The organism is Comamonas sp. MYb21, assembly GCF_037479395.1.
Classification (GTDB): domain Bacteria; phylum Pseudomonadota; class Gammaproteobacteria; order Burkholderiales; family Burkholderiaceae_C; genus Comamonas.
Genome location: NZ_JBBGZC010000009.1, coordinates 211424 through 232825, shown reverse-complemented (window position 1 = coordinate 232825; position 21402 = coordinate 211424). Strand labels below are relative to the sequence as shown.

The 21402-nt window shown below is 61.2% G+C and carries 19 protein-coding genes; 11 read left to right on the top strand and 8 right to left on the bottom strand.

Features of this window, described 5'->3' with window-relative positions:
• Positions 1–354: 354 nt before the first annotated feature.
• Positions 355–1197 (top strand): siderophore-interacting protein, encoded by an 843-nt coding sequence (locus WH367_RS15130; RefSeq protein ID WP_339536708.1) that lies wholly within the window; start codon positions 355–357, stop codon positions 1195–1197.
• Positions 1198–1210: 13 nt separating this feature from the next.
• Here WH367_RS15130 and WH367_RS15125 read toward each other — a convergent pair whose 3' ends face one another.
• From WH367_RS15125 to WH367_RS15115, 3 genes are all read right to left on the bottom strand, one after another.
• Complete coding sequence (locus tag WH367_RS15125; protein ID WP_339536707.1) at positions 1211–1684, bottom strand: lysozyme inhibitor LprI family protein; 474 nt, start codon at positions 1682–1684, stop codon at positions 1211–1213.
• A gap of 41 nt (positions 1685–1725) precedes the next feature.
• Positions 1726–4401 (bottom strand): transglycosylase domain-containing protein, encoded by a 2676-nt coding sequence (locus WH367_RS15120; RefSeq protein ID WP_445228120.1) that lies wholly within the window; start codon positions 4399–4401, stop codon positions 1726–1728.
• A 309-nt stretch (positions 4402–4710) separates the two neighbouring features.
• Complete coding sequence (locus WH367_RS15115) at positions 4711–5499, bottom strand: 3-hydroxybutyrate dehydrogenase (protein WP_021027177.1); 789 nt, start codon at positions 5497–5499, stop codon at positions 4711–4713.
• Between the two features lie 199 nt (positions 5500–5698).
• Here WH367_RS15115 and WH367_RS15110 point away from each other — a divergent pair, with 199 nt between their 5' ends.
• From WH367_RS15110 to WH367_RS15100, 3 genes are all read left to right on the top strand, one after another.
• Positions 5699–6169 carry an FKBP-type peptidyl-prolyl cis-trans isomerase gene (locus WH367_RS15110; RefSeq protein WP_021027176.1) on the top strand — a complete coding sequence of 157 codons (471 nt, stop codon included), beginning with the start codon at positions 5699–5701 and terminating at the stop codon, positions 6167–6169.
• A 115-nt stretch (positions 6170–6284) separates the two neighbouring features.
• On the top strand, positions 6285–6845 hold the full coding sequence (locus WH367_RS15105; protein WP_339536705.1) for a GNAT family N-acetyltransferase: 561 nt from the start codon (positions 6285–6287) through the stop codon (positions 6843–6845).
• Positions 6846–7123: 278 nt separating this feature from the next.
• Positions 7124–7486: an HPF/RaiA family ribosome-associated protein gene (locus tag WH367_RS15100; RefSeq protein ID WP_021027174.1), complete on the top strand. Its 363-nt coding sequence runs from the start codon at positions 7124–7126 to the stop codon at positions 7484–7486.
• Between the two features lie 3558 nt (positions 7487–11044).
• On the opposite strand, the gene WH367_RS15095 is transcribed toward WH367_RS15100, so the two are convergent.
• A complete protein-coding gene (locus tag WH367_RS15095) occupies positions 11045–11608 on the bottom strand; it encodes an acyloxyacyl hydrolase (protein ID WP_339536704.1) in 564 nt (187 codons plus the stop codon).
• A gap of 172 nt (positions 11609–11780) precedes the next feature.
• A complete protein-coding gene (locus WH367_RS15090) occupies positions 11781–12335 on the bottom strand; it encodes a Spy/CpxP family protein refolding chaperone (protein WP_339536703.1) in 555 nt (184 codons plus the stop codon).
• 311 nt (positions 12336–12646) lie between these two features.
• Here WH367_RS15090 and WH367_RS15085 point away from each other — a divergent pair, with 311 nt between their 5' ends.
• The gene (locus WH367_RS15085) at positions 12647–13726 is read left to right on the top strand and encodes a recombination-associated protein RdgC (protein ID WP_312987204.1); all 1080 of its coding nucleotides are present in this window, start codon (positions 12647–12649) and stop codon (positions 13724–13726) included.
• A gap of 76 nt (positions 13727–13802) precedes the next feature.
• On the opposite strand, the gene cueR is transcribed toward WH367_RS15085, so the two are convergent.
• The 3 genes from cueR to gstA all read right to left on the bottom strand — a co-directional run bounded on the left by cueR (position 13803) and on the right by gstA (position 15233).
• The gene (gene cueR / locus WH367_RS15080; RefSeq protein ID WP_339516965.1) at positions 13803–14279 is read right to left on the bottom strand and encodes a Cu(I)-responsive transcriptional regulator; all 477 of its coding nucleotides are present in this window, start codon (positions 14277–14279) and stop codon (positions 13803–13805) included.
• 2 nt (positions 14280–14281) lie between these two features.
• Positions 14282–14476 (bottom strand): heavy-metal-associated domain-containing protein, encoded by a 195-nt coding sequence (locus WH367_RS15075; protein ID WP_021027169.1) that lies wholly within the window; start codon positions 14474–14476, stop codon positions 14282–14284.
• A 154-nt stretch (positions 14477–14630) separates the two neighbouring features.
• Positions 14631–15233, bottom strand: coding sequence for a glutathione transferase GstA (gstA, locus tag WH367_RS15070; RefSeq protein ID WP_339516962.1), 603 nt, complete (start codon positions 15231–15233; stop codon positions 14631–14633).
• A 221-nt stretch (positions 15234–15454) separates the two neighbouring features.
• On the opposite strand from gstA, the gene mnmG reads away from it, so the two are divergent.
• The 6 genes from mnmG (at position 15455) to WH367_RS15040 (ending at position 21317) form a co-directional block, all read left to right on the top strand.
• Positions 15455–17434, top strand: a complete 1980-nt coding sequence (gene mnmG / locus WH367_RS15065; protein WP_339536702.1) for a tRNA uridine-5-carboxymethylaminomethyl(34) synthesis enzyme MnmG — start codon at positions 15455–15457, stop codon at positions 17432–17434.
• Positions 17431–18087: a 16S rRNA (guanine(527)-N(7))-methyltransferase RsmG gene (gene rsmG, locus WH367_RS15060; protein ID WP_339536701.1), complete on the top strand. Its 657-nt coding sequence runs from the start codon at positions 17431–17433 to the stop codon at positions 18085–18087. The genes mnmG and rsmG overlap by 4 nt, the downstream gene beginning before the upstream one ends.
• Before the next feature lie 158 nt (positions 18088–18245).
• Positions 18246–18860 (top strand): LysE family translocator, encoded by a 615-nt coding sequence (locus tag WH367_RS15055; RefSeq protein WP_021027165.1) that lies wholly within the window; start codon positions 18246–18248, stop codon positions 18858–18860.
• A gap of 22 nt (positions 18861–18882) precedes the next feature.
• Positions 18883–19656, top strand: coding sequence for a ParA family protein (locus WH367_RS15050; protein WP_021027164.1), 774 nt, complete (start codon positions 18883–18885; stop codon positions 19654–19656).
• Positions 19657–19832: 176 nt separating this feature from the next.
• Complete coding sequence (locus WH367_RS15045) at positions 19833–20396, top strand: RBBP9/YdeN family alpha/beta hydrolase (protein WP_445228119.1); 564 nt, start codon at positions 19833–19835, stop codon at positions 20394–20396.
• Positions 20397–20399: 3 nt separating this feature from the next.
• On the top strand, positions 20400–21317 hold the full coding sequence (locus WH367_RS15040; protein WP_021027162.1) for a ParB/RepB/Spo0J family partition protein: 918 nt from the start codon (positions 20400–20402) through the stop codon (positions 21315–21317).
• Positions 21318–21402: the final 85 nt, after the last annotated feature.

Here is a 21402-nt window from a genome sequence, read left to right as displayed (position 1 = left end):
AAATGGCTGGCTTCACTGAACGAGCCAGCCGCGACGCATCCGACAATGATCACTGTCGAGCAGTCATCTCGCCTGTCGAATGCCCGCTTTGGGTCGTTTGCAGTCATCCCTTTTCCAAGATCAAGCCATTGAAACCGTGCACTCAGGGTGCACGTCCAGGCAACGCGTCCGAGCCCATCTGAAACCATCGCATCACTGCCGGCTCGTTCCGCTCTTTGCGCACACCCTCCCCCATTTGACAACCCCACCCCCGCCATAGCCACACCCGAACCAGGGATTGCCACCCCGCCCTAGCCGCAGGAATGGTTCTCATTTAAGATAAAAGATATATCTTAGACACGGATTGAACACACCATGCCCTTGCAACTGAGCCTTCCCACTTCCCCTTCCCCCGAGCTGTTGGCTGCGCGTGCGCCTGAGCGGGCACGCCATGAGATCAAGCTGCGCCGTACCACGGTGGAGTCGGTGGAGCAGCTGACGCCGCATATGCTGCGCATCCGTTTGCAGGGTGCCGACCTGGCGGGATTTAGCAGCCTGGGCTTTGATGACCATGTGAAGCTGCTGTTTCCGGATGCCAATGGCGAGCTGCAGTTGCCACCGCCCGGCAGCGAAGGCCTGCCGCCGGCGATGCGCGAGGCGATGCGGGACTACACGCCCCACTCTTACGATGCGCAGGCGCAGACCTTGGCGATTGACTTTGCGGTGCATGAGGCCGGCCCGGCAACAGCCTGGGCGCTGCAGGCGGCCAGCGGGCATGCGCTGGGGATTGCGGGGCCACGCGGCTCCTTTATCGTGCCCACAGCGTTTGATGGGCACCTGCTGATTGGTGATGATGCGGCGCTGCCAGCGATCACGCGCCGCCTGCGTGAGCTGCCTGCCGGCACCCAGGCGGTGGTGGTGGTGGAAGTGAATGATGCGGCCGACGAGCAAGCGCTGGAGAGCGCTGCGGATCTGCAGGTGCACTGGGTGCACCGCCAGGGCCAGCCGGCCGGCGATGCCGAGCGGCTGCTAGCGGCTTTGCGCCAGATTGATGCGCCAGCCGGCGATTACTACAACTGGGTGGCGCTGGAATCGACGGCCGCCAAGGCGCTGCGTGCAGCGCTGATTGCCGAGCATGGCGCCCACCCCAAATGGACCAAGGCAGCGGCCTACTGGAAGCGTGGCAGCTCCGGCGTGCATGAAGTCATTGAAGAGTGACCGCACACATCCATTATTCAGGATAGGCGCGCAGATAGCCCAGCAGCTGGACGATGCGTGCCTTGGTCAGGCTGTTGCGGTACTCGCTGCGCGACAGCGCTGAGGCGCTGCCAAAGTCCTGGGCGTTCCAGGTGCCGTCGATAAAGGCGGCCTCGCTGGTCATAAAGCTCAGCCAGTTGCGCTGCGCGGCGCGCAGCTTTTGCGCGCCGGTGGCGCCCACCTTGGCCATCAGCGCGCGGTAGGTCTGGTTCAGCTCCACATCAAGCTGCTTGGCATAGGCGCTGCTGGCGCGCAGCATGTCTGCCGTCGTGTTCTGGTTGCCGATGGCGGCCTCCAGCGGCTGTATGCGCTGCTCAAACGCGGCCAGGCGGTCGGGGGCATCGGGGTTGTCCACGGCCATTGCGGCTGTCGATACCAATATGGCAGCGCCCAGGCAAGCGGCGCGCATCCATAGCCAGCGGGGCTGGCGGCGGTGGTTGAAGACCATGAACATCCTCCTGATAGTTGATGAAAAAATAGGCTGCCCGGTCAGTTGACCTCGCTGGCGGCAATGCCTGCATTGCCGGATTGCGGCGCAGCCGTGCCAGACGGCGTCGCCCGGCGCCAGACCATGCCGCCATCGGCCGTAGGCACGGGCTGGCCCACGGTACCAGATGACACCGGCGAGACGACCACACCGCGCTCAATCGGCGGCGGGTTGCCCGAGGGCTGGCCCTGCGGCGCGCTGGCGCTACCGGGGAAGGCCGGGGCAGGAGAGGCACTGGCCGGTGCCGGGTTGGACGGCGCAGGGTTGGAGGGCGCACCAGGCACCACGACACCCGGTTGCGGCTGGCTCGGATCGGCCGGGCGCTGCGCAGGCATCTGCGGCTGTTGGGTGGCAGGGGGGATGTTCTGAAATCCGGGGAAGTCGCCGTCGCCACTCGGGCCGCGCGGGCCTGCGCCGCCCTGGCCGATGGGCCGGGCTTCGGGGTCGTCGATGACGGGCGCATCACCGGGGTTGCCGCGATCGGGCAGCGGCTGCATCGCAGGCGGCTGCTCAAACGGATCGACCGGTTGCTTGTTGTCGCCAAAGCCCAGCATCCAGCTGCGCAGGCGCTGCACAAAGGTGTTGTTCTCGGCGGGCATCTCGAAGCGGGCCTGTGCCTGCACCAGCTTGGCGCGCTGCGATGCGGCGGCCACCTCGGCCACAACAGGCAGTGCACTGTGGGCGCCCTGGCCCCAGTAGTCGTTCAGCTGCACGCGGCTGTCGTTGAAGCCGACCCAGGCGCCGCCCACCCAGTCCGGGTGCGCCAGCATGAACCAGCCATCGGCATTGTCTTGCGTGGTGCCGGTCTTGCCCACCCAGTCGCCGCTGACACCATAGCGCGCCACACCCCGGCCCGTGCCCTTGGTGATGACGCCGCGCATCATGTCGATCAGGCCATAGGTCACGCCGCTGTCCAGTGCCAGCTCTGGCGCGGGTGGCTCAAACTCGGCCAGCACCTTGCCCTCGCGGTCAGTAATGCGGGTGACCATGACCGGTGCGCGGTAGCCGCCGCCATTGGCCAGGGTGGAATAGGCGGTCACCATCTCTTGTAAGGTGACCGGGCTGGTGCCCAGCGCCAGCGACATCACATCTTCGAGCTTGCTGTCACGCACACCCAGCGCCCGCGCCAGCTTGGCCACCTTGGCGGGCCCCACCTTGGCCATCACCTGGGCGGTGATGGTGTTCTTGGAATAGGCCAGGCCATCGGCCAGGGTCATCGGTTGGTCGGAGGGCGGGCCGCCATCGGTGGGGCGCCAGAACTGCCCGCCGCCCAGCGGAATGCGCACGGCCTCGTCCATCAGCTGGTCGGTGGGCAGCGCGCCATCCTGCAGCGCTGCGCCATAGACAAAGGGCTTGAAGGTGGAGCCGGGCTGGCGGCGCGCTTGCGAGACATGGTCAAACGGGTCGATGGCAAAGTCGCGGCTACCGACCCAGGCCAGCACATGGGCGTTGCGCGGGTCCATGGCCATAAAGCCCACTTGCACGCGCACCTTGTCCTGGCGCAGGTTGGCCATGAAGTCGGCATCGGCCAGCAGGCGCTGCAACGCTTCGTCCTTGTCCTGGCCATCGGCCACGGCCTGGCGGTAGACGGCGCTTTCGCGCACAAAGCTTTGCACCAGCGGGTTCTTGGCGGTCCATTGGTTGCGGTTGCTCCACAGGCCATTGGCGGTCACCTGCAGCTGCCGGCCCTGGCGCACCACGGCCTGGTTGGCCCATTGCTGCACGCGCGAGTCGATGGTGGTCTGCACCACCAGGCCATCGGCATAGATGTTGTAGTCGTTGGCATCGGCCCATTCGATCAGCCACTTGCGCAGCGCCTGCGCAAAATGCGGCGCCATGCCCACGGCCTCGTCCTGGCGCTCAAAATCCAGCTTGATGCCGCGTTTTTTGAGGGTCTCAAAATCCTGGTCGCTGAGCTTGCCGTGCTTGTTCATCTGCGCCAGCACGGTGTTGCGGCGCTGCTGGGCCCGCTCGGGGTTTTGCACGGGGTTGTAGTAGCTGGTGCCCTTGAGCATGCCGACCAGGGTGGCGGCCTCGAGCACGCTCAGCTTCTGGGCGGGCTTGTCAAAGTAGGTGCGTGCGGCCATCTCGATGCCAAAGGCGTTGTAGAGAAAGGGCACGGTGTTGAGGTAGGTCTCCAGGATCTCGTCCTTGGTGTAGGCCGATTCGATCTTGTAGGCGGTCACGGCCTCCTTGAGCTTGCGGTTGAGCGAGCGGGCGCGGCCGATTTCCTCGGGGAACATATTGCGCGCCAACTGCTGGGTGATGGTGGAGCCGCCCTGGGGCCGGCCCATCGCCGTGTGCAGCACCGAGCCAAAGGTGCGGCGCCAATCGAGCGCGCCATGCTCATAAAAGCGGTGGTCTTCGGTCGCGATCAGTGCGTTGATGACGTTGGGCGAGATGTCCTTGAGCGCCACCCATTCGCGGTTGGAGCGTTTGTACTGCGCCAGCACCTTGCCATCGGCCGACAGCAGCTGGGTGGGAGCCTCGACCTTGTTTTTCTGGATATCGCCGATCGAGGGGGTGAGCGGAATCAGCAGCAGCACATAGAGCAGCAGCAGCACCGGCAAGGCCGCGACTGCCAGCAGCCATTGCTTTTTGCTGCGCGCGGCCAGCCAGGGGCGCAGCCGCCGCGCCAGCCCGGGCAAGGCGCCCGCTGCGCGGCGCAAGGTGTTCATCAAACCGGAGAGAAGGGGGATCGCCATGGAAGAAGTCTGCAAAGCCTGGGCCGGCAGCGCGCTGTCCGCACCGCTGCCTTGGCCAAGGCGCCATTGTCGGGCAGCAGCAGTTTCCCCGCCTGTCGGCTGTGCAAAGCAGACTGCAACCCATGTAACAAATGTAGGGGGCGGCCAAAAGCTATAGAAATTGGATAAACCGAATTTCGAGCGTTTTGGCAGCATTAAACGGCAAGTTGCAGAAGGATATTGCCTGCAGGTCTTGTCACCCCAGCAATACGCCCCCGTAGGCAGGCGCGGGGCAGGCGGGCATCACTCCATAAACCAGCCGTGGCTCACAATCATCGATTGCCCCGTCAGCGCATTGGTCGGGAATGCCGCAAAGAACAGTGCCACGCGTGCCACATCGTCCACGGTGGTGAATTCGCCGTCGACGGTATCCTTAAGCATCACGTTCTTGATCACATCGGCCTCGCTGATGCCCAGCTCCTTGGCCTGCTCGGGGATCTGCTTGTCCACCAGGGGCGTGCGCACATAACCGGGGCAGATCACATTGGCGCGCACACCTTGCGGGCCGCCTTCCTTGGCCACGACCTTGGCCAGGCCTTCGAGGCCATGCTTGGCCGTCACATAGGGCGCCTTGAGCTTGGAGGCTTCCTTGGAATGCACCGAGCCGGTGTAGATGATGCTGCCGCCACGGCCCTGCGCATACATGTGCTTGATGCAGGCGCGGGTGGTGAGAAAGGCGCCATCGAGCTGGATGGCCAGCATTTTTTGCCACTCCTGCAACGTAAAGTCCTGCACCGGCTTGACGATCTGGATGCCGGCGTTGCTCACCAGGATATCGATGCCGCCATAGGCCTTGACAGCAGCTTCGACGGAGGCGTCGACCTGGTCTTCCTGCGTCACATCAACAGCAAGGCCCATCGCTGTGCCGCCCTTGCTGGCAATATCCTGGGCCGCCGCCTCGGCTGCTTCCTGCTTCAGATCGGCGATCACCACCTTGGCGCCCTGCTGCGCATACAGATCGGCAATGGCCTTGCCAATGCCACTGGCGGCGCCCGTTACATAGGCCACCTTGCCTGCGAGTTGCTGAACCATTTCTTCATCCTTTCGACCGGAAAAGCGGTCACAAATAGCCAGTCTCGCGCTGCGCTGCAGCATGCTGCCGTAGGAGAGCAAGCCGTTTGCATGACAATTACCAAACCCTTGGCGCTGCCCCTGCCATCCACGTGCGCCAGGCGGCCCGCGGGTGCGAACCTCTACACTTGCGTTTTTGGCAGACTCTTCGAACAAGACCATGAACATCACCAAAGACTGCGCCGTCACCATCCAATACAAGGTGACCGATGCGCAAGGCAAACCGCTGGACAGCGGCAACCTCGCCTACCTGCATGGCGGCTATGAAAACATCTTCCCCAAGGTGGAAGCTGCGTTTGAAGGCCAGGCCGTGGGCTTTAGCACCAGCGTGGATCTGGCGGTGGAAGATGCCTTTGGCGTGCGCGACGAGAGCCTCGTGCGCGTGATCCCCAAGAGCGAATTCCCACCGGGCGTGAAGGTGGGCGGCCAGCTGCGCGGCGCCAATGACCGCGGCGAGCCCCAGGCCTTCTACGTCAAGAAGATCAAGGGCCCGGAAGTGCATCTGGATGGCAACCACCCGCTCGCCGGCCTGGCGCTGCGCTTTAGCGGCAAGGTCGTCGATGTGCGCGCGGCCAGCGAAGAAGAGATTGCCCACCGCCATGTGCATGGCGCGCACGGCCACCACCATTGATACTGCCGCGCAGCGGGCCGGTGCAGTGCACGGCCCTCTTGGCGTTATTGATCACCCCAGCGGCTCACGCAAAGGCCTTGCGTGCAGGCCGCTTTTTCATTGGAGCTGCTACCCCATGACCACCCTGATCGAGCCCCGAACCGCCCGCCTGCAGCTGCGCCAATGGCAGCCTCAGGACAGGGAGGCCTTTGCCAAGATGACGGCGGACCCCGAGGTGATGCGCTACTTTCCCGCGCCGCTGACGCGGGCGCAGAGCGACGCGATGGCCGACCGCTGCGAAGCGCTGATGGCCGAGCGCGGCTGGGGCGTCTGGGCGGTGGAGTGGCTGGAGGACCAGCAATTTATCGGCATCGTCGGTCTGCATGTGCCCCAGGCCGAGCTGCCTTTTTCTCCCTGCGTCGAAATCATGTGGCGGCTGGCACGCCATGCCTGGCACCAGGGCCTGGCCACCGAGGCCGCGCAGGCAGCGCTCGCCGTAGGCTTTGGCCAGTTGCAGCTGGCTGAAATCGTCGCCTTCACCACCACCAGCAACCTGCCATCGCAAGCGCTGATGCAGCGCCTGGGCATGGAGCGCGACCAGGCGGGGGACTTTGAGCACCCTAACCTGCCGGAAGGCCACCCCTTGCGCGCCCATGTGCTGTATCGCTTGTCCGCTGCAAAATTTGCAGCAGCCTAGGCCTCGCACTGCGCGGCTGCGATGACCGGCCAATGGGGATGGCTTGCCGCGTTTCAAGCCAACCGCCGCCCTGCCCCGCCGTCCGAGTGCGCACCCAGCCGGCTGTAGGACGCTTGATCTTTCTCAGGGCTTTTACGCATATTGACCATGTCGCAGGCTTTGTTGCAGTTTTGCGAGTTAGGATGTGATCAACAAGGTGCCGCAAGGCGATGGCCTTCGCTGCATCCGGTTGCTATAGCTGGGCTGCCGCCCAGCATGTTCGAGAAAGGAGCACATCCATGCAAGTTCAAGTGCACGCTGGTGACAATGTTCAAGGCGGAGAATCCCTCTCCCAATGGGCACAAACCGAGGTACAAAACAAGCTTTCGCGCTTCCGCGAATATGTGACCCGGGTGGAGGTTTACCTCACCGATGTGGACGCCCTGAAAAACGGCGGCAAAGGCAAGCGCTGTGTGATGGAAACACGTGCCACCGGCCGCCAACCTTTGGCCGTCAACGCCGAGGCCGAAAAGGTCGCCGAAGCCTTCAACGCAGCACTGGAAAAACTGCACCGTGCTTTGGACACCGACATCGCCAAGATGCGCGACAAGAGCAACCGCGAAACCATTCGCACGGGCACCGACGAGGATGTCGAAGCCTAAGCGCTGAGACGGGCCAAATCCGCCCATCCTCCTGAGCAAAGCACCGCCTGGCGGTGCTTTTTTGCGTCTGAGGCTTGCTGTTTTCACGGCCTTTGTCCCAGCAGATGCGTGGTTTGCAGCGCGGGAGACGCGCTGTAGGCAGCTGCAGCGCACCCGTTCGCGAGAGGCAGCCGCAAACCAGACGGACACGCAATCAGCGCCGGGCTGGCTGGGTAAGCGCCCGTGCTGCGCATGCCCCGCAATCTGCATCCAGCGCCCAGCCGCCAGGGCAGGGGCACTTAGAGTCGCCAACACAACCCTTGATACGTCGTTACCAAGCCTTGTCGTACGTCTGTACTGCCTGCGGCTTGGCGCCTAGTCTCAACCGCAAACCTTCGGTTTGCTGGGTCGTGTTAGCGACTCTTATCACGCTTCAGCGCGCATCGCTGCGCTTGCACAAAACCCAGGGCAGAACGCAAGGCAGACATAGAACAGCGCCTGCGTCCCCCGCTGCTGGTACCCGCCCTCCTCCAACGGCCCTCCGCCGTTCCACACCGCCCACAGAGCTGCAACAAGCTTGAACGCCCGGCCGCGCACAAGCCAATGCGGAATGGCGGGCATTCAAATCCGCGGAATGCCCCGCGCAGACCGGACGATCAGGTGTTCAAAAACCAGTGGATATCTTCATGCGTTCAATCGATGGATTCGTGCACAAGTTATGCACATGTGACAAATTTCTCTGCCTTTTTCCGTTGGCAGAAAGATATCCACAGATCCATGCACTTTTTCCAACCGTCATTCTCAAGGGACTTCATCGCGTCAACCTAGCGATATCTGCTCCATATATCACCAAATAGCTAGCAATTTTCAGCAATCATTCCGCATTGCTGGCACGAGAGGTCTCAACATCCATAGAGACTTATGCACAAATTTTTCCACAAATTTCTAGCTATTCTCGCCTATTTTTTAAGCAAGTCTATGGCTGAGTGTTATTCGTGCTTCCCTGTGCATAAATATGCAAATGACTTGTTTCAAACAACAAACAGCCTTTTTTTTGTGAATAACCAGACGATGCATAGGCCAACTTATCCACAATGCATGCCGCAGATCTCCAATTGGGTGGAATTGTGGATAAGTTCAGCACAAGCAGGTGTCTGTCGTTTTACCGCATAAGTCCTTTACTTATCCACAAATTTGCGCCATCGTAGAGGGAGGCTGTTTATGCCGCAATGTGCATAACTCTCAAGACACGAACTCTCATATCGTGAAATTTATCATGATATGGAAAATTATGCACAAGTGCATAAAGGATAACTTGTTGAAAAGACATGGTGGCTCTTTATCCATTTTGCATAAAAAATCAGCATTTATCCATACAGCTCTACACTCTTTCATTGCTGGTGATTTGAATTGAGTCGCTTCTAATTTCAGTTTATTTGAATTATTCAAATTGGAATTTTGGCTTTCTGGATGGCGGGTCAAAGCCGTGGTTCCGTTTCGTTTGAAATGCCGCAGGTCCCCATCGCCACACCAGAAGCCAGGCACTGGGCCAATGGCAGAAATTGACCCAGCACCATCTGTCGCTTCGCTCTGATATCGGAAGGCCCGCCCCGGATTTGCTTATTGGCTACCCATGGCGTTCGCCATAGCCGGTCGAGCCAAGGCATTGCGTGAACAGCCCAGGAATCTACGCCCACCACCCTTCGGAAAGCACGCCGACCGCGCCAAGCCTGGTGGGCCTGGCAAATACCGTTGACTGCGTCGTTGGATCAACTGGAAAAGCCGGAGCGTAAAAGACGCTTACCGGGCTAGAGATCGGAGTGCAACCATGCTGACAACCAGCGAGCGCGGCAAGTTTTAACGCTGGATAGCGAACCCAGCGCGAGGCCCCGACGCCCATGCAAGCGGGATGTCCACAGGCAAGAACAGCTCGGACGGCTGCGGCCGGCATGGTGGGGTGTGGGTCGTACAGATGCCAGCGCAGATGAGGCTGCAGCGCTGGTTTTGCACATGCAGATTTTTTGGCCTGGCAAACGTGGGTTTTGCTTAAAAGCCGGCGCCTGGCATATGGCTATGCATGCCCAGCCTGTCCTTTAGGCATCTACAAGACATTGTTTTTATTCAACATTGTCCCGAATCGACACCCGCCCATCTCGTCCTCTGATCCAGACACGACGTAGCACACCCCAAAAGATCTGTGGGTAACATTAGGAACAAACCAACAATAACTCCTTAGTTATCCACAGACAAACACCAAATGGAGAACTTGCACTACTAGCATGCACCGGAAATAGCGCCCCGTGTACACAGTGCAATAGCAAGGCAGCTATTTGTTTTATAAGCATAAAAAACTTATCCACAGCTTTGATGGCAAATAGTTCAGACAGCTAAAGAAGCGGATTCCTGCCTAGGCCCTGTGGGCAATATTTGCGTGGCAGGCTTTCCTACGCACAGCAACGCAATCCGCACGGCCATTTTGTGCTGATGGCCGGGTATTTGTGGATAATTCATTATTTATCAATAGCTTGATTCAAATTCAAGCCTGCAGAATGACTGTGGATAATGAAGACGCACAAATCAACTTATCCACAGAAATATCCCACGAGTTCTACTTATCCACTTTGCAGTGACAACCATGGAGGGGTACCATCAACATGGTTAGAAAAATTTCAAGCAATTGAATGTTCTGGTCTTAATGCACTTATCCACAGATGGTGGGGCCCTTCTACTACTATCTACTATTCTTTTAAAGAAAATAAAAGAAAAACCAAAGGCAAGCTCGGCAAAGTTTCATATGTTGAAATTTTTCAGACTGTGAAATGTCAAGGCGTTTTGCAAGAAGGGAGCGGGGCAGAGCAGCTCTCAAAATACGCAGCACATCACCTCAGAATCCTTCTCCCCTATGGACGAGGGCATCTCAGACCTTGGAGTACTTGGTGGCAGCGCTGTTGCTCTGACCCCGAGCTCGATCACACAGAGAGGGTCCCTGTGCGCAAATGCACAGCCTTGCATAGGTGTTCGCTATACTTTTGGATAGGCGTGGCGAGTGCGGATGCCGCTTTGCAGGCATATGGCCGGATGAGAAGGCGGTATTGATTGGTGCCGCTGCCATCTCGGTGTCGCTGCGCAGTAGGGAACGCATCACAGCGGATTGCCAGGCCGGCCCTGCAGATCCGTCCACCAAGCTGCTGGAGGCTGCCCAGGCTTTGACTGGAGCTGGGTAGAGAGGGCGGAGGAGGGTTGGGAGTGGTTGGGGCCAAGGATGGCTTAAACCGTCTCTGCGGGCCGTGCATGGCCGTGTGAGCTTTCTACAGCCATGGTGTCTTCAGCACGCTTTGGTTGCGCAATGGATCAAGGACCTGGGCCCTCATTCGCCATAGCTGTGTTTTTATACAGTCTCTAGCATGGTTCCTTGCCGCAGCACCTCTGGCCTGTACCTCATTCCACTCTGCCAGCCTCTCAAGCGCCGCTAAGGCTGTCTAGAGCCCCGAACGGCGCATCCAGCCCATAACCCCTCATACAGGCAAAAAAATACCGCCAGACGGCGGTATGAAGGGGAAGAGGGGGGTTATGGGGCGATCAGAAGTGGCGCGCGTAGCGCAGCTGCACAAAGTTCTCGCCAGGGTTGGGGCGCTTGATCGAGGCGTTGGACAGATGCTCCAGACGAACCGACCATTCATTCTCGCGGCGCATGCCGGTGAAGTAGCCCACACCGATATGGGTGCCAAAATTGAAGGCGGTCGAGAAGCGCTTGTCGCGGCTTTCGTAGAGCTTGCTGGAGACATAACCGCCCAGGCCCGCTTCAACAAACCAGGGGTACTGGCTCTTGCTGTGAAAGCGCATCGTGGGCACGAGGCCCACCACCGCAATGGTGCGGCTGCCTTCTTGCTCCATGCGGTCGGAGTTCCAGGCGGACAGGCTCATGTCCCAGTGGGCGGTGACTGCATGGCCCCACCAATAGGTCTTCCAGTCCATCGGGATCGTGGAGCCAATGGTGACGCTGCGTGCATCACGCTCGGCAACCCCTGCTTGCAAGTACAGGGTGGGGCTGTTGCGCTTGTCGGCAAACTGCGCTTGGGCAGAGGCACTCCAGACAGTCAGCGCGCACAAGCCGAGAGCGGAGAGGAGAGGGCGGTATTGCATTAAATAATGTTACACCTGGACTACAGGCACTTCTGTCAGCAAAAGCAGGATGTTGTCTGTATGCAACCGCTGACGCCGCCAAGGACATTGACGGACACAAAAAAGCGCAGCGTGTGAGGCTGCGCAGGAGGGGATGGAGAGAGCGATCCAAGGGCGCAGGAGCGCTCCGGCCTTATTTACTGTCCATCGGCGGAACAGTCTGTTTCGGATTTGGGCCTTGATGGCGCTGGCCATGCGGGCCCTTGCCGTCCGGGCCGCGTCCGCGGCGCTCATGCATCTTCAAGGTTTCTGCATCAAAGGTCTTTTGCTGCTCAGGCGTCAAGCTGGCATAGAAAGCCTTGGTGGCCTGGTTGCGCTGGTCCATTGCCGCCTGGTGTTTGGCATGCATGGCGGCCATCGCGTCAATGCGCTCCGGCGTGGTCATCTTGGCAAAGTCGGGGCGCTCAGGGCGGTCGCCCGGCGCTGGGCGCTGGGGCTTGACCGCTGCCATGTAGCTGGTCCAGCCGGCTTCCTGGCTGGCATTGAGCTTGAGCGAGGCCTTGAGTGCCTGCATGCGTTTGGCCATGTGGGCCTCGCGTGCTTCGGGGCCATGGGCCTTCTTGGCTGGGGCGGGGGCGCTTTGTGTGGTGGGGGCTGCTGCGGGGGCAGCCGGGGTTTGGGCAAAGCTGGAAACCGACAGGCTGGCCAGCATGGCGGTCACGATGGCGCTGCGTTGCAAGAGAGACATGGTGGTTCCTTTCCGGGTTGTGATGTCTTGTGCGATGTCTGCAGTGTCCGCCTGCCATGTAATAGCCCCGTCACTGGCCGGTATGGCTGTGTAAAGAATTAGCAATTTTGGTTGTTGGGCTGGGGATTGTGTGTATTGCTGGCCCCCTGGGTCAACAAGTCCAAACCCCGGCTTTTTGCCCGCTGCATCGCTCTGGGGCGGGCCCGATTCGCGGCACAATGGACAGCAGATCAGTGCGGCACACCAGGGCCGCTTGTGTTTTTTAAAGGGCTGCTGCGCAAGACTGCAGCCCCCCAGAACAAAGGAATGGCATGTTCAAGAACATGATTTTTTACCGCATCTCCGAAACCTGGCAGCCGGATTTGGTCGCGCTGGATACGGCCTTGGCCAAGCAGCAGTTTGAGCAGTGCGGTGCCACCCAGGAAAAATCCACCGGTTGGGTGCCTCCGCGCGGCGAGGAGCACGGCGCGATGGTCGAGTCGGTAGGAGGCCAGTGGATCTTGCGGCTGATGAGCGAGAGCAAGATGCTGCCCGCCAGCGTGCTCAACCGCAAGGTGGATGAAAAGCTCGCCCATATCGAAGCCCAGGAAGGCCGCAAACCCGGCAAGAAGGAAAAGCAGGAGCTCAAGGACGAGTGCAAGCTCGATCTGCTGCCAATGGCCTTTACCAAGCAGGGCGGGCTGTGGATCTGGATTGATCCGCAGGCGCGCCTCCTGGTGCTGGACACCAGCAGCCAGGGCCGTGCCGACGAAGTGATCACGATGCTGGTGGAGGCATCGCCCGGCTTTGCCGTGGCACTGATCGACACCCAGAATAGCCCCCAGGGGGCGATGTCTGCCTGGCTGCACAGCTACGACGCGCCGGCGGGCTTTAGCATTGACCAGGAGTGCGAGCTCAAGAGCGCCGATGAATCCAAGGCCGTGGTGCGCTATGCCCGCCATCCGCTGGGCATCGACGAGATCCGCGAGCATATCGACCAGGGCAAGCTGCCCACCAAGCTGGCGCTGACCTGGGATGACCGGGTCAGCTTTGTGCTGACCGAGGGCCTGCAGCTCAAGAAGGTGGCCTTGCTCGATGTGGTGATGGAAGGGGCCAGTGAGGATGGCGGCTTTGATGCCGATGTGGCCATTGCCACCGGGGAGTTCAGCCAGCTGATTCCGGATCTGATCCAGGCGCTGGGCGGCGAAGGCCGCACCGAACTGGGCCAGCTGCCCGACCGGGGCGACAAACCCGCCGCAGCGGCCTTGGAAGGGGCTGCTGCGCCCGCCAAGCCGATCAGCCAGGGGGTAGGTGCTGCCAAGCCATTCCAGGCGTCTGGCAAGCCTGGCGGTATGCAGACCGGCCCCAAATCGGCACCGGTGGACCAGGATCCGGACTCCAGCCCTTTCTGATCTGGGCCAACCGCAGAAACGACAACGCGCTCCCAGGAGCGCGTTTTTTATGCCTGTGCAATGCTTGGACAGGGCTTTAGTGCTTGCAGCAGCTGGCTGCGTCAGGGTCGGCATGCGGGTCGGACAGGCTGTCCAGAATAGGGCAGTCCGGGCGCTGGTCGCCGTGGCAGCTGTGCACCAGCGCCTGTAGCGAGCGCTCCATCGCCTTCATCGCGGCAATGCGCTCGCGCAAGGCGCCAATATGCTTTTGCGCAATCTCTTTGACCGAGCTGCTGGCGCGCTGCTTGTCGTGCCAGAGATTGAGCAGGTTCTCGATCTCCTCCATCGAGAAGCCCAGATCGCGGCTGCGGCGGATGAAGGAGAGCGTATGCACATCCGACTGGGTATACAGCCGGTAGCCGCTGTCGGTGCGGTGCACATGGGGCAGCAGGTTCAGCGACTCATAGTGGCGCGCCATGCGCGCAGAAATACCCGCCAGCTGGGCTGCCTGGCTGATGGACACCGGCCAGGCGATGGACTGCTCAGCGGCAGGCTTGCGTGACGGGCTGGCCATGCTTATTGGACCTGGTAGCCTTCGGCCGCAATGGCCGCTGCGATTTTGTCAGCGGGCTGGCTGGACTCGACCACCACCTTGCCTTGGGCGCGGTCGATCGCTACCTTGGCCTGGGCGTCGAGCTGCTGCACAGCCTGGGTGACGGCACGCTCGCAGTGGCCGCAGGTCATGCCTTGGACTTGGAAGGTGTTTTGCATCAGAGTTTCCTTTTCCTGTGGTTGATGGCCTGATCTTGAAAGCTGACACGGTGTGAAGGTCAAGAGCAGGGTCTTTCGCCAGGAACAAGCCATCAGAACTGCACCGGCCCGGATGTGTTTCACGTGAAACAGCATTCCTGGGCCGAAGCTGCGCTTACTGCTTTTCGTCCGCGATGGCCTTCTGCACCGAAGGACGGGCGCCCACGCGCTGCAGGAAACCAGCCAGGTTCTGCAGGCCGCTGATGTCGACTCCGACAAACTTGCTCCAGCCGCAGACGGTGAACAGGTAGGCGTCCGCCACGCTAAAGTCCGCGCCCATCAGGAATTCCTTGCCGGCCAGCTGCGCATCCACCCAGGTCAGGCGCTTAAGCACTTGTCCACGGGCCATGTCCTTGACGGTGTCGGGCATATTGGGGTTGAACAGCGGCGAGAAGCCCTTGTGGATCTCGGTGCCGATAAAGCCCAGCCACTCTTGCAGCTGGTAGCGCTCGAAGGTGCCGTTGGCGGGAGCCAGCTTGGAGGCGGGCGCCTGGTCGGCGATGTACTGCACGATGGCCGGGCCTTCACGCAGGCGCTGGCCATTGTCCAGCTCCAGCACCGGCACATAGCCCAGCGGGTTGATCGTGTAGAAGTCGGTGCCGTCCTTGAGCTGGTGGGTCTTGGTGCTGGCCATCTCCAGGGTGAAAGGCAGACCGGCTTCCAGCAGGGCGATATGGGGCGACAGCGAACAGGCGCCGGGAGAGAAATACAGCTTCATCAACAAATCTCCAGTGAAAGGTGAAAGCCAAACCATGCTATCTCTTTTGACAAAGCTTTGCAGCCAGGTGGCTGCGGCGCAATAACACGGCTGACCGCGTGTAAACCCCCAAGTCATTAAAATAGCGGGCAAAACCGACTATTCGCCATTCTGTCAAAGGGCTGCAGAAGGGCATGACTGCATGCAAGGCAGCTGCCTTGCGAGCCCTGGAACGAGGCCGTATGAGCCAAACCCCCTATACCTATCCGCAAGAATTTGATGTCATCGTTGTCGGTGGCGGCCATGCCGGCACCGAGGCAGCGCTGGCCGCTGCCCGCATGGGCAGCAAGACGCTGCTGCTGACCCACAATATTGAAACCCTGGGCCAGATGAGCTGCAACCCCAGCATTGGCGGCATTGGCAAAGGCCATCTCGTCAAGGAAGTGGATGCACTGGGCGGCGCCATGGCGCTGGCCACCGACAAGGGTGGCATCCAGTTCCGCATCCTCAACAGCTCCAAGGGCCCGGCCGTGCGCGCCACCCGTGCCCAGGCCGACCGCATCCTGTACAAGGCAGCAATCCGCGAGACACTGGAGAACCAGCCCAACCTCTGGTTGTTCCAGCAAGCGGTCGATGACCTGATGGTGGAGGGCGACCGCGTGGTGGGCGCCGTCACCCAGGTGGGTATCCGTTTTCGCAGCCGCACCGTGGTGCTGACGGCGGGCACCTTTTTGGACGGCAAGATCCATGTGGGCCTGAACCACTATGCCGCCGGCCGTGCCGGTGATCCGCCAGCGGTCAGCCTGTCGGCGCGTCTCAAAGAGCTGAAGCTGCCCCAGGGGCGCCTGAAGACCGGCACCCCGCCGCGCATCGATGGCCGCTCGATCGACTTTAGCCAGTGCGAAACCCAGCCGGGCGACGGCATGCCCGGCGGCGTCAACGAAGGCCAGCTGCCGGTGTTCAGCTTCATGGGCAATGCAGAGATGCACCCGGCGCAGATGTCTTGCTACATCACCCACACCAATGCGCGCACGCACGAGATCATCCGCAGCGGCTTTGACCGCAGCCCGATGTTCACCGGCAAGATCGAAGGGGTAGGGCCGCGCTACTGCCCAAGCGTGGAAGACAAGATCAACCGCTTTGCCGACAAGGAAAGCCACCAGATCTTTCTGGAGCCCGAAGGCCTGACCACCCACGAGTACTATCCCAACGGCATCTCGACCAGCCTGCCGTTCGACGTGCAGTACGAACTGGTGCGCAGCATGAAGGGCCTGGAGAACGCCCACATCCTGCGCCCGGGCTATGCGATCGAGTACGACTACTTCGACCCGCGCTCCTTGAAGAACAGCTTTGAGACCAAGCAGATCCAGGGCCTGTTCTTTGCCGGCCAGATCAATGGCACGACCGGCTACGAAGAAGCGGCAGCCCAAGGCCTGTTTGCCGGACTGAACGCTGCACTGCAATGCCGGGGCGAAGGCCCCTGGACGCCGCGCCGTGATGAAGCCTACCTGGGCGTGCTGGTCGATGACCTGATCACCAAGGGGGTGACCGAGCCCTACCGCATGTTCACCAGCCGGGCAGAGTTCCGCCTGCAGCTGCGGGAAGACAATGCCGACATGCGCCTGACGGAAGAGGGGCGCAAGATGGGCCTGGTCGACGATGCGCGCTGGGATGCCTTCAGCCGCAAGCGCGATGCTGTTTCACGTGAAACAGAACGCCTCAAGGCCACCTGGGTGAACCCACGCATCGTCGCTGCGCAAGAAGCCGAACGTGTACTGGGCAAGGCCATGGAGCGGGAGTACAACCTGTTCGATCTGCTGCGCCGCCCTGGTGTGGACTACGCCACCTTGATGAGCCTGAACGAAGGCGCCTACCAGACCAGCGACGTTTCACGTGAAACACTGGGTGCACTGAGCGAGTCTGTGGTCGAACAGGTGGAGATCGGTGCCAAGTACTCGGGCTATATCGACCGCCAAAAGGATGAGGTGGAGCGCGCAGCCCATTACGAGAAACTGCGCCTGCCCGCCGAGCTGGACTATATGCAGGTGACAGCGCTGTCGTTTGAGGTGCGCCAGAAGCTGCAGACCCACCGCCCCGAAACCCTGGGCCAGGCATCGCGTATTTCCGGTGTCACGCCCGCTGCCATTTCCTTGCTGATGGTCCACCTGAAAAAAGGTGGCTTCAAAGGCTTCAGCACTGCACAAGAGGTAACGACTGCATGAGCGCACCATTGGAAGCCCCACTGCGTGACGGCGTACAACAACTGGGCCTGTCGCTGAGCGATGAGCAAATTGCCCAGCTGATGGCTTTTCTGGATCTGCTGCAGAAGTGGAACAAGGTCTACAACCTGACCTCGGTGCGTGACCCGCAGGAGATGCTGACCCACCATTTGCTCGACAGCCTGGCGGCGGTGCCGCCGCTGGTGCGCCATCTGGAGGGGGCCGGCCTGCCAGCCCCCAAGCTGCTCGATGTCGGCTCGGGTGGCGGTCTGCCCGCTGTGGTGTTTGCCATCTGCCTGCCCCAGCTGGATGTGAGCTGCGTGGATACCGTGGGCAAGAAGGTCGCCTTTATCCAGCAGGCGGCTGCCGCGCTGCGCCTGCGCAACCTGCATGGCATCCAGTCGCGCGTCGAGCAGCTGAGCCAGCAGTACGACGTGGTCAGCTGCCGTGCCTTTGCCGCCTTGCAAGACTTCACCGCCTGGTCGGCCCAGACCTTGAAGGCCGATGGCATCTGGCTGGCGATGAAGGCCAAGCGGCCTGACGATGAGCTGGCGCTGTTGCCCGCCTCGGTGCAGGTGCTGAACATCGAGCCGCTGCAGGTGCCCGGGCTCGGTGCCGAGCGCTGCATTGTCTGGATGCAGCAGCAGGCGGCATAGCCCCGCGTTGCGGATCGCAGGCCGCGTCACCTGAACCATCTACCAGCCCCGATTTTTCGGGGCTTTTTGCTGACGCTTGCGCCGGTAACAACGCGCTTTTGCTGGCTTGCAAGCAGGGCCGTCGTTTACACTCAAAGTTTCCATCGCAGAGGCGGCACATGTTTGGCATTTCTGACTATGGTGCATTTGTCTTCGCCGTGCTCCTGTTCTTGATGATTCCCGGGCCTGGCAACCTGGCGCTGATCACCTCCACGGGCAAGGGCGGCATCCAGGCTGGTCTGGCCGTATGTGCGGGCTGCATGGCCGCTGACCAGGTGCTGATGTGGCTGGCCGTTGCCGGCGTGGCCGCGGTGATGAGCGCGTACCCGGCCGCCTTTCAGGCGGTGCAGTGGCTGGGCGCGGCCTACCTGGCCTGGATTGGCTACAAGCTGATAACAGCCCGACCTGGCGACCAGCCGGTCATCAAGATTGCGCCCCGGCATTATTTCAGGCAAGGCTTTCTCATCACCATGATGAATCCCAAGGCCATCGTGTTCTACATGGCGTTCTTCCCGCTGTTTGTTGATCCGGCCACCCACCGGGGCCTGCCCACTTTTGCGGTGATGGCAGCGACCGTGGCAGTGATCAGCCTGGCCTATTGCACGGTCGTGGTGCTGCTCACCAGGATGCTGGCCGAGCGCCTGCGCGCCAATCCGGCCCTAGTCAAATGGCTGGAGAAAACGGCGGGTGTGTTTTTGATTGGTTTTGGCCTTAAGCTGGCCCTGACCAAATAAGTTAGTGGACAAGCGAGTTCTCATGGCAAAAATTTTCTGTATCGCCAACCAAAAAGGCGGCGTCGGCAAGACCACCACCGCAGTCAATCTGGCTGCGGGTCTGGCCAAGATCAAGCAGCGTGTGCTGCTGGTTGACCTGGATCCCCAGGGCAATGCCACCATGGGCTCGGGCATCGACAAGCGCGCGCTGGAGACCTCGGTCTACGACGTGCTGCTCGAATCGAGCACCATCAAGGAGGCGGCTGTCCATTCCGAGCGCTGCGGCTACTGGGTGCTGGGCGCCAACCGCGAGCTGTCGGGTGCCGAGGTCGAGCTGGTCGAGCTCGAGCGCCGTGAAAAGCGCCTCAAGGCTGCGCTGGAGGCGAGCGACGCCGACTTTGACTTTGTGCTCATCGACTGCCCGCCAAGTCTCTCCATGCTCACCTTGAACGGCCTGTGCTCGGCCCATGGCGTGATCGTGCCGATGCAGTGCGAGTACTTTGCGCTCGAAGGCCTGACCGACCTGGTCAACACCATCAAGCAGGTGCATGCCAACCTGAACCGCGATCTGGAAATCATCGGGCTGCTGCGGGTCATGTTCGACCCGCGTATCACCTTGCAGCAGCAGGTGAGCGACCAGCTGCGCGAGCATTTCGGCGACAAGGTGTTCGACACGGTGATTCCCCGCAATGTGCGCCTGGCCGAAGCCCCCAGCTACGGCCTGCCCGGCGTCGTGTTCGACCCGGCCGCCAAGGGCAGCAAGGCCTTTGTCGAGTTCGCCAAAGAGATGGTCAAGCGCATCAAACGCATGAAGTGACAGCCGGCCCCGCCGCTGCCCGACCGACCTCCGCTGCCTGGCATGCGGAGGTCTTTTTCATGGTGGCCTGCGCGCTGCAGGCGGCCGCGTTGCGTATGGCAAGCATTCGGGCACAATAAGGGTTTGCATTTCTTTGAAACAGCGCAGTACGGTGGCGCTTTTTTTGCTATTAAAAAATGAGCATTGAATCCTCGTCCATCAAGCTGCTGCCGGGGTGGCAAAACAGCGGTCCGGGCCATTGGCAAACGGTGTGGGAGCAGCAACTGGGGTATGAGCGCGTGCAGCAGCACGACTGGACGCACCCCAAACGCGGTGACTGGACGGCGCGCCTGCAGGATGTGGTGCTGGATGCGCCCCAGCCCGTGGTGCTGGTCGCCCACAGCCTGGGCTGCATTCTGACGGCCTGGTGGGCCGCGCATTCGCCCCAGGCGGCCAGCAAGGTGCGCGGCGCGCTGCTGGTGGCACCGGGCGATGTCGAGCGCGCCGACCTGGCCGAACAGATCCCTGGCTGGTCGCCGATCGCGCTGCAAAAACTGCCCTTTCCCGCCATCTTGGTGGGCAGCCAAAACGACCCCTATTGCAGCGCCGAGCGCGCGCAGTGGCTGGCCAGCAATTGGGGCGCGCGCTGGGTGGACCAGGGCGCCTGCGGCCATATCAATGCCGAATCGGGGCTGGGCGACTGGCCGCTGGGCCAGGCGCTGCTGGCCGAGCTGATGGCCGAACCAACAAAGGTGAATTAAGACATGGTTACCAAGAAACCCAAGGGTCTGGGACGCGGCCTCGAAGCACTGCTGGGCCCCAAGGTCGAGGACGCTGCGCCCGCCAGCGACGACAAGGGCCAGCTGCCCCACCAGTTGCGGCTCGATGACATGGTGCCCGGCGTCTACCAGCCGCGCACGCGCATGGACGAGGGAGCGCTGTACGAGCTGGCCGAAAGCATCAAGGCCCAGGGCATCATGCAGCCTATCCTGGTGCGCAAGCTGGCCTCGGGCGACCACGCCGGCAAGTACGAAATCATTGCCGGCGAACGGCGCTTTCGCGCCGCGCGCATCGCTGGGTTGGCCGAGGTGCCGGTGCTGGTGCGTGATGTGCCGGACGAGTCCGCCGCGGCGATGGCGCTGATCGAGAACATCCAGCGCGAAGACCTCAACCCGCTGGAAGAGGCCCAGGGCCTCTCGCGCCTGGTGGGCGAGTTCCAGATGACGCACGAGCAGGCCGCGCAGGCAGTGGGCCGCTCGCGCTCGGCAGCGTCCAACCTGCTGCGCCTGCTGAACCTGGCCGAACCCGTGCAAACCATGCTGATGGCAGGGGATCTGGACATGGGCCACGCGCGTGCCTTGCTGGCGCTGGACCGCGCCGCGCAGATCACCGCCGCCAACCAGATCAATGCCCGCAAACTGAGCGTGCGCGAGGCCGAGAGCCTGGTCAAAAAGGTCAGTGCCGAGTTCTCGGGCGAAACCCCGGTCAAGGCCAAACCAGCGAAATCGCGCGATTTGAAGCGCGTCGAAGAAGAGCTGTCGGACCTGTTGATGGCTGAAGTGGAAGTGCGCGTGAAAAAGCGCGTCAAACGCGCCGGCAAACTCGAAGAGATGGGGGAATTGGTAATCCAGTTTGGTTCACTGGATGCCCTGAATGGATTGATTGATAAATTACGTGGATAATGCACCGGCCATGTGCTGCACGTCGTGATTTGGGTGACATTTACTAACAACTTCGCTTAAGAGCAGACAACGCTCCGCCGAGGTT

Bases quoted from the DNA above. Each gene is read 5' to 3' on its own strand.
- mnmG (WP_339536702.1), top strand. From the start codon at position 15,455: ATGAGCCAAACCCCCTATACCTATCCGCAAGAATTTGATGTCATCGTT.
- WH367_RS15095 (WP_339536704.1), bottom strand. From the start codon at position 11,608: ATGCAATACCGCCCTCTCCTCTCCGCTCTCGGCTTGTGCGCGCTGACT.
- WH367_RS15125 (WP_339536707.1), bottom strand. From the start codon at position 1,684: ATGGTCTTCAACCACCGCCGCCAGCCCCGCTGGCTATGGATGCGCGCC.
- WH367_RS15120 (WP_445228120.1), bottom strand. From the start codon at position 4,401: ATGAACACCTTGCGCCGCGCAGCGGGCGCCTTGCCCGGGCTGGCGCGG.
- WH367_RS15090 (WP_339536703.1), bottom strand. From the start codon at position 12,335: ATGTCTCTCTTGCAACGCAGCGCCATCGTGACCGCCATGCTGGCCAGC.
- WH367_RS15100 (WP_021027174.1), top strand. From the start codon at position 7,124: ATGCAAGTTCAAGTGCACGCTGGTGACAATGTTCAAGGCGGAGAATCC.
- WH367_RS15115 (WP_021027177.1), bottom strand. From the start codon at position 5,499: ATGGTTCAGCAACTCGCAGGCAAGGTGGCCTATGTAACGGGCGCCGCC.
- WH367_RS15045 (WP_445228119.1), top strand. From the start codon at position 19,833: ATGAGCATTGAATCCTCGTCCATCAAGCTGCTGCCGGGGTGGCAAAAC.
- cueR (WP_339516965.1), bottom strand. From the start codon at position 14,279: ATGGCCAGCCCGTCACGCAAGCCTGCCGCTGAGCAGTCCATCGCCTGG.
- WH367_RS15130 (WP_339536708.1), top strand. From the start codon at position 355: ATGCCCTTGCAACTGAGCCTTCCCACTTCCCCTTCCCCCGAGCTGTTG.
- WH367_RS15075 (WP_021027169.1), bottom strand. From the start codon at position 14,476: ATGCAAAACACCTTCCAAGTCCAAGGCATGACCTGCGGCCACTGCGAG.
- WH367_RS15055 (WP_021027165.1), top strand. From the start codon at position 18,246: ATGTTTGGCATTTCTGACTATGGTGCATTTGTCTTCGCCGTGCTCCTG.
- gstA (WP_339516962.1), bottom strand. From the start codon at position 15,233: ATGAAGCTGTATTTCTCTCCCGGCGCCTGTTCGCTGTCGCCCCATATC.
- WH367_RS15085 (WP_312987204.1), top strand. From the start codon at position 12,647: ATGTTCAAGAACATGATTTTTTACCGCATCTCCGAAACCTGGCAGCCG.
- WH367_RS15105 (WP_339536705.1), top strand. From the start codon at position 6,285: ATGACCACCCTGATCGAGCCCCGAACCGCCCGCCTGCAGCTGCGCCAA.
- rsmG (WP_339536701.1), top strand. From the start codon at position 17,431: ATGAGCGCACCATTGGAAGCCCCACTGCGTGACGGCGTACAACAACTG.
- WH367_RS15040 (WP_021027162.1), top strand. From the start codon at position 20,400: ATGGTTACCAAGAAACCCAAGGGTCTGGGACGCGGCCTCGAAGCACTG.
- WH367_RS15050 (WP_021027164.1), top strand. From the start codon at position 18,883: ATGGCAAAAATTTTCTGTATCGCCAACCAAAAAGGCGGCGTCGGCAAG.
- WH367_RS15110 (WP_021027176.1), top strand. From the start codon at position 5,699: ATGAACATCACCAAAGACTGCGCCGTCACCATCCAATACAAGGTGACC.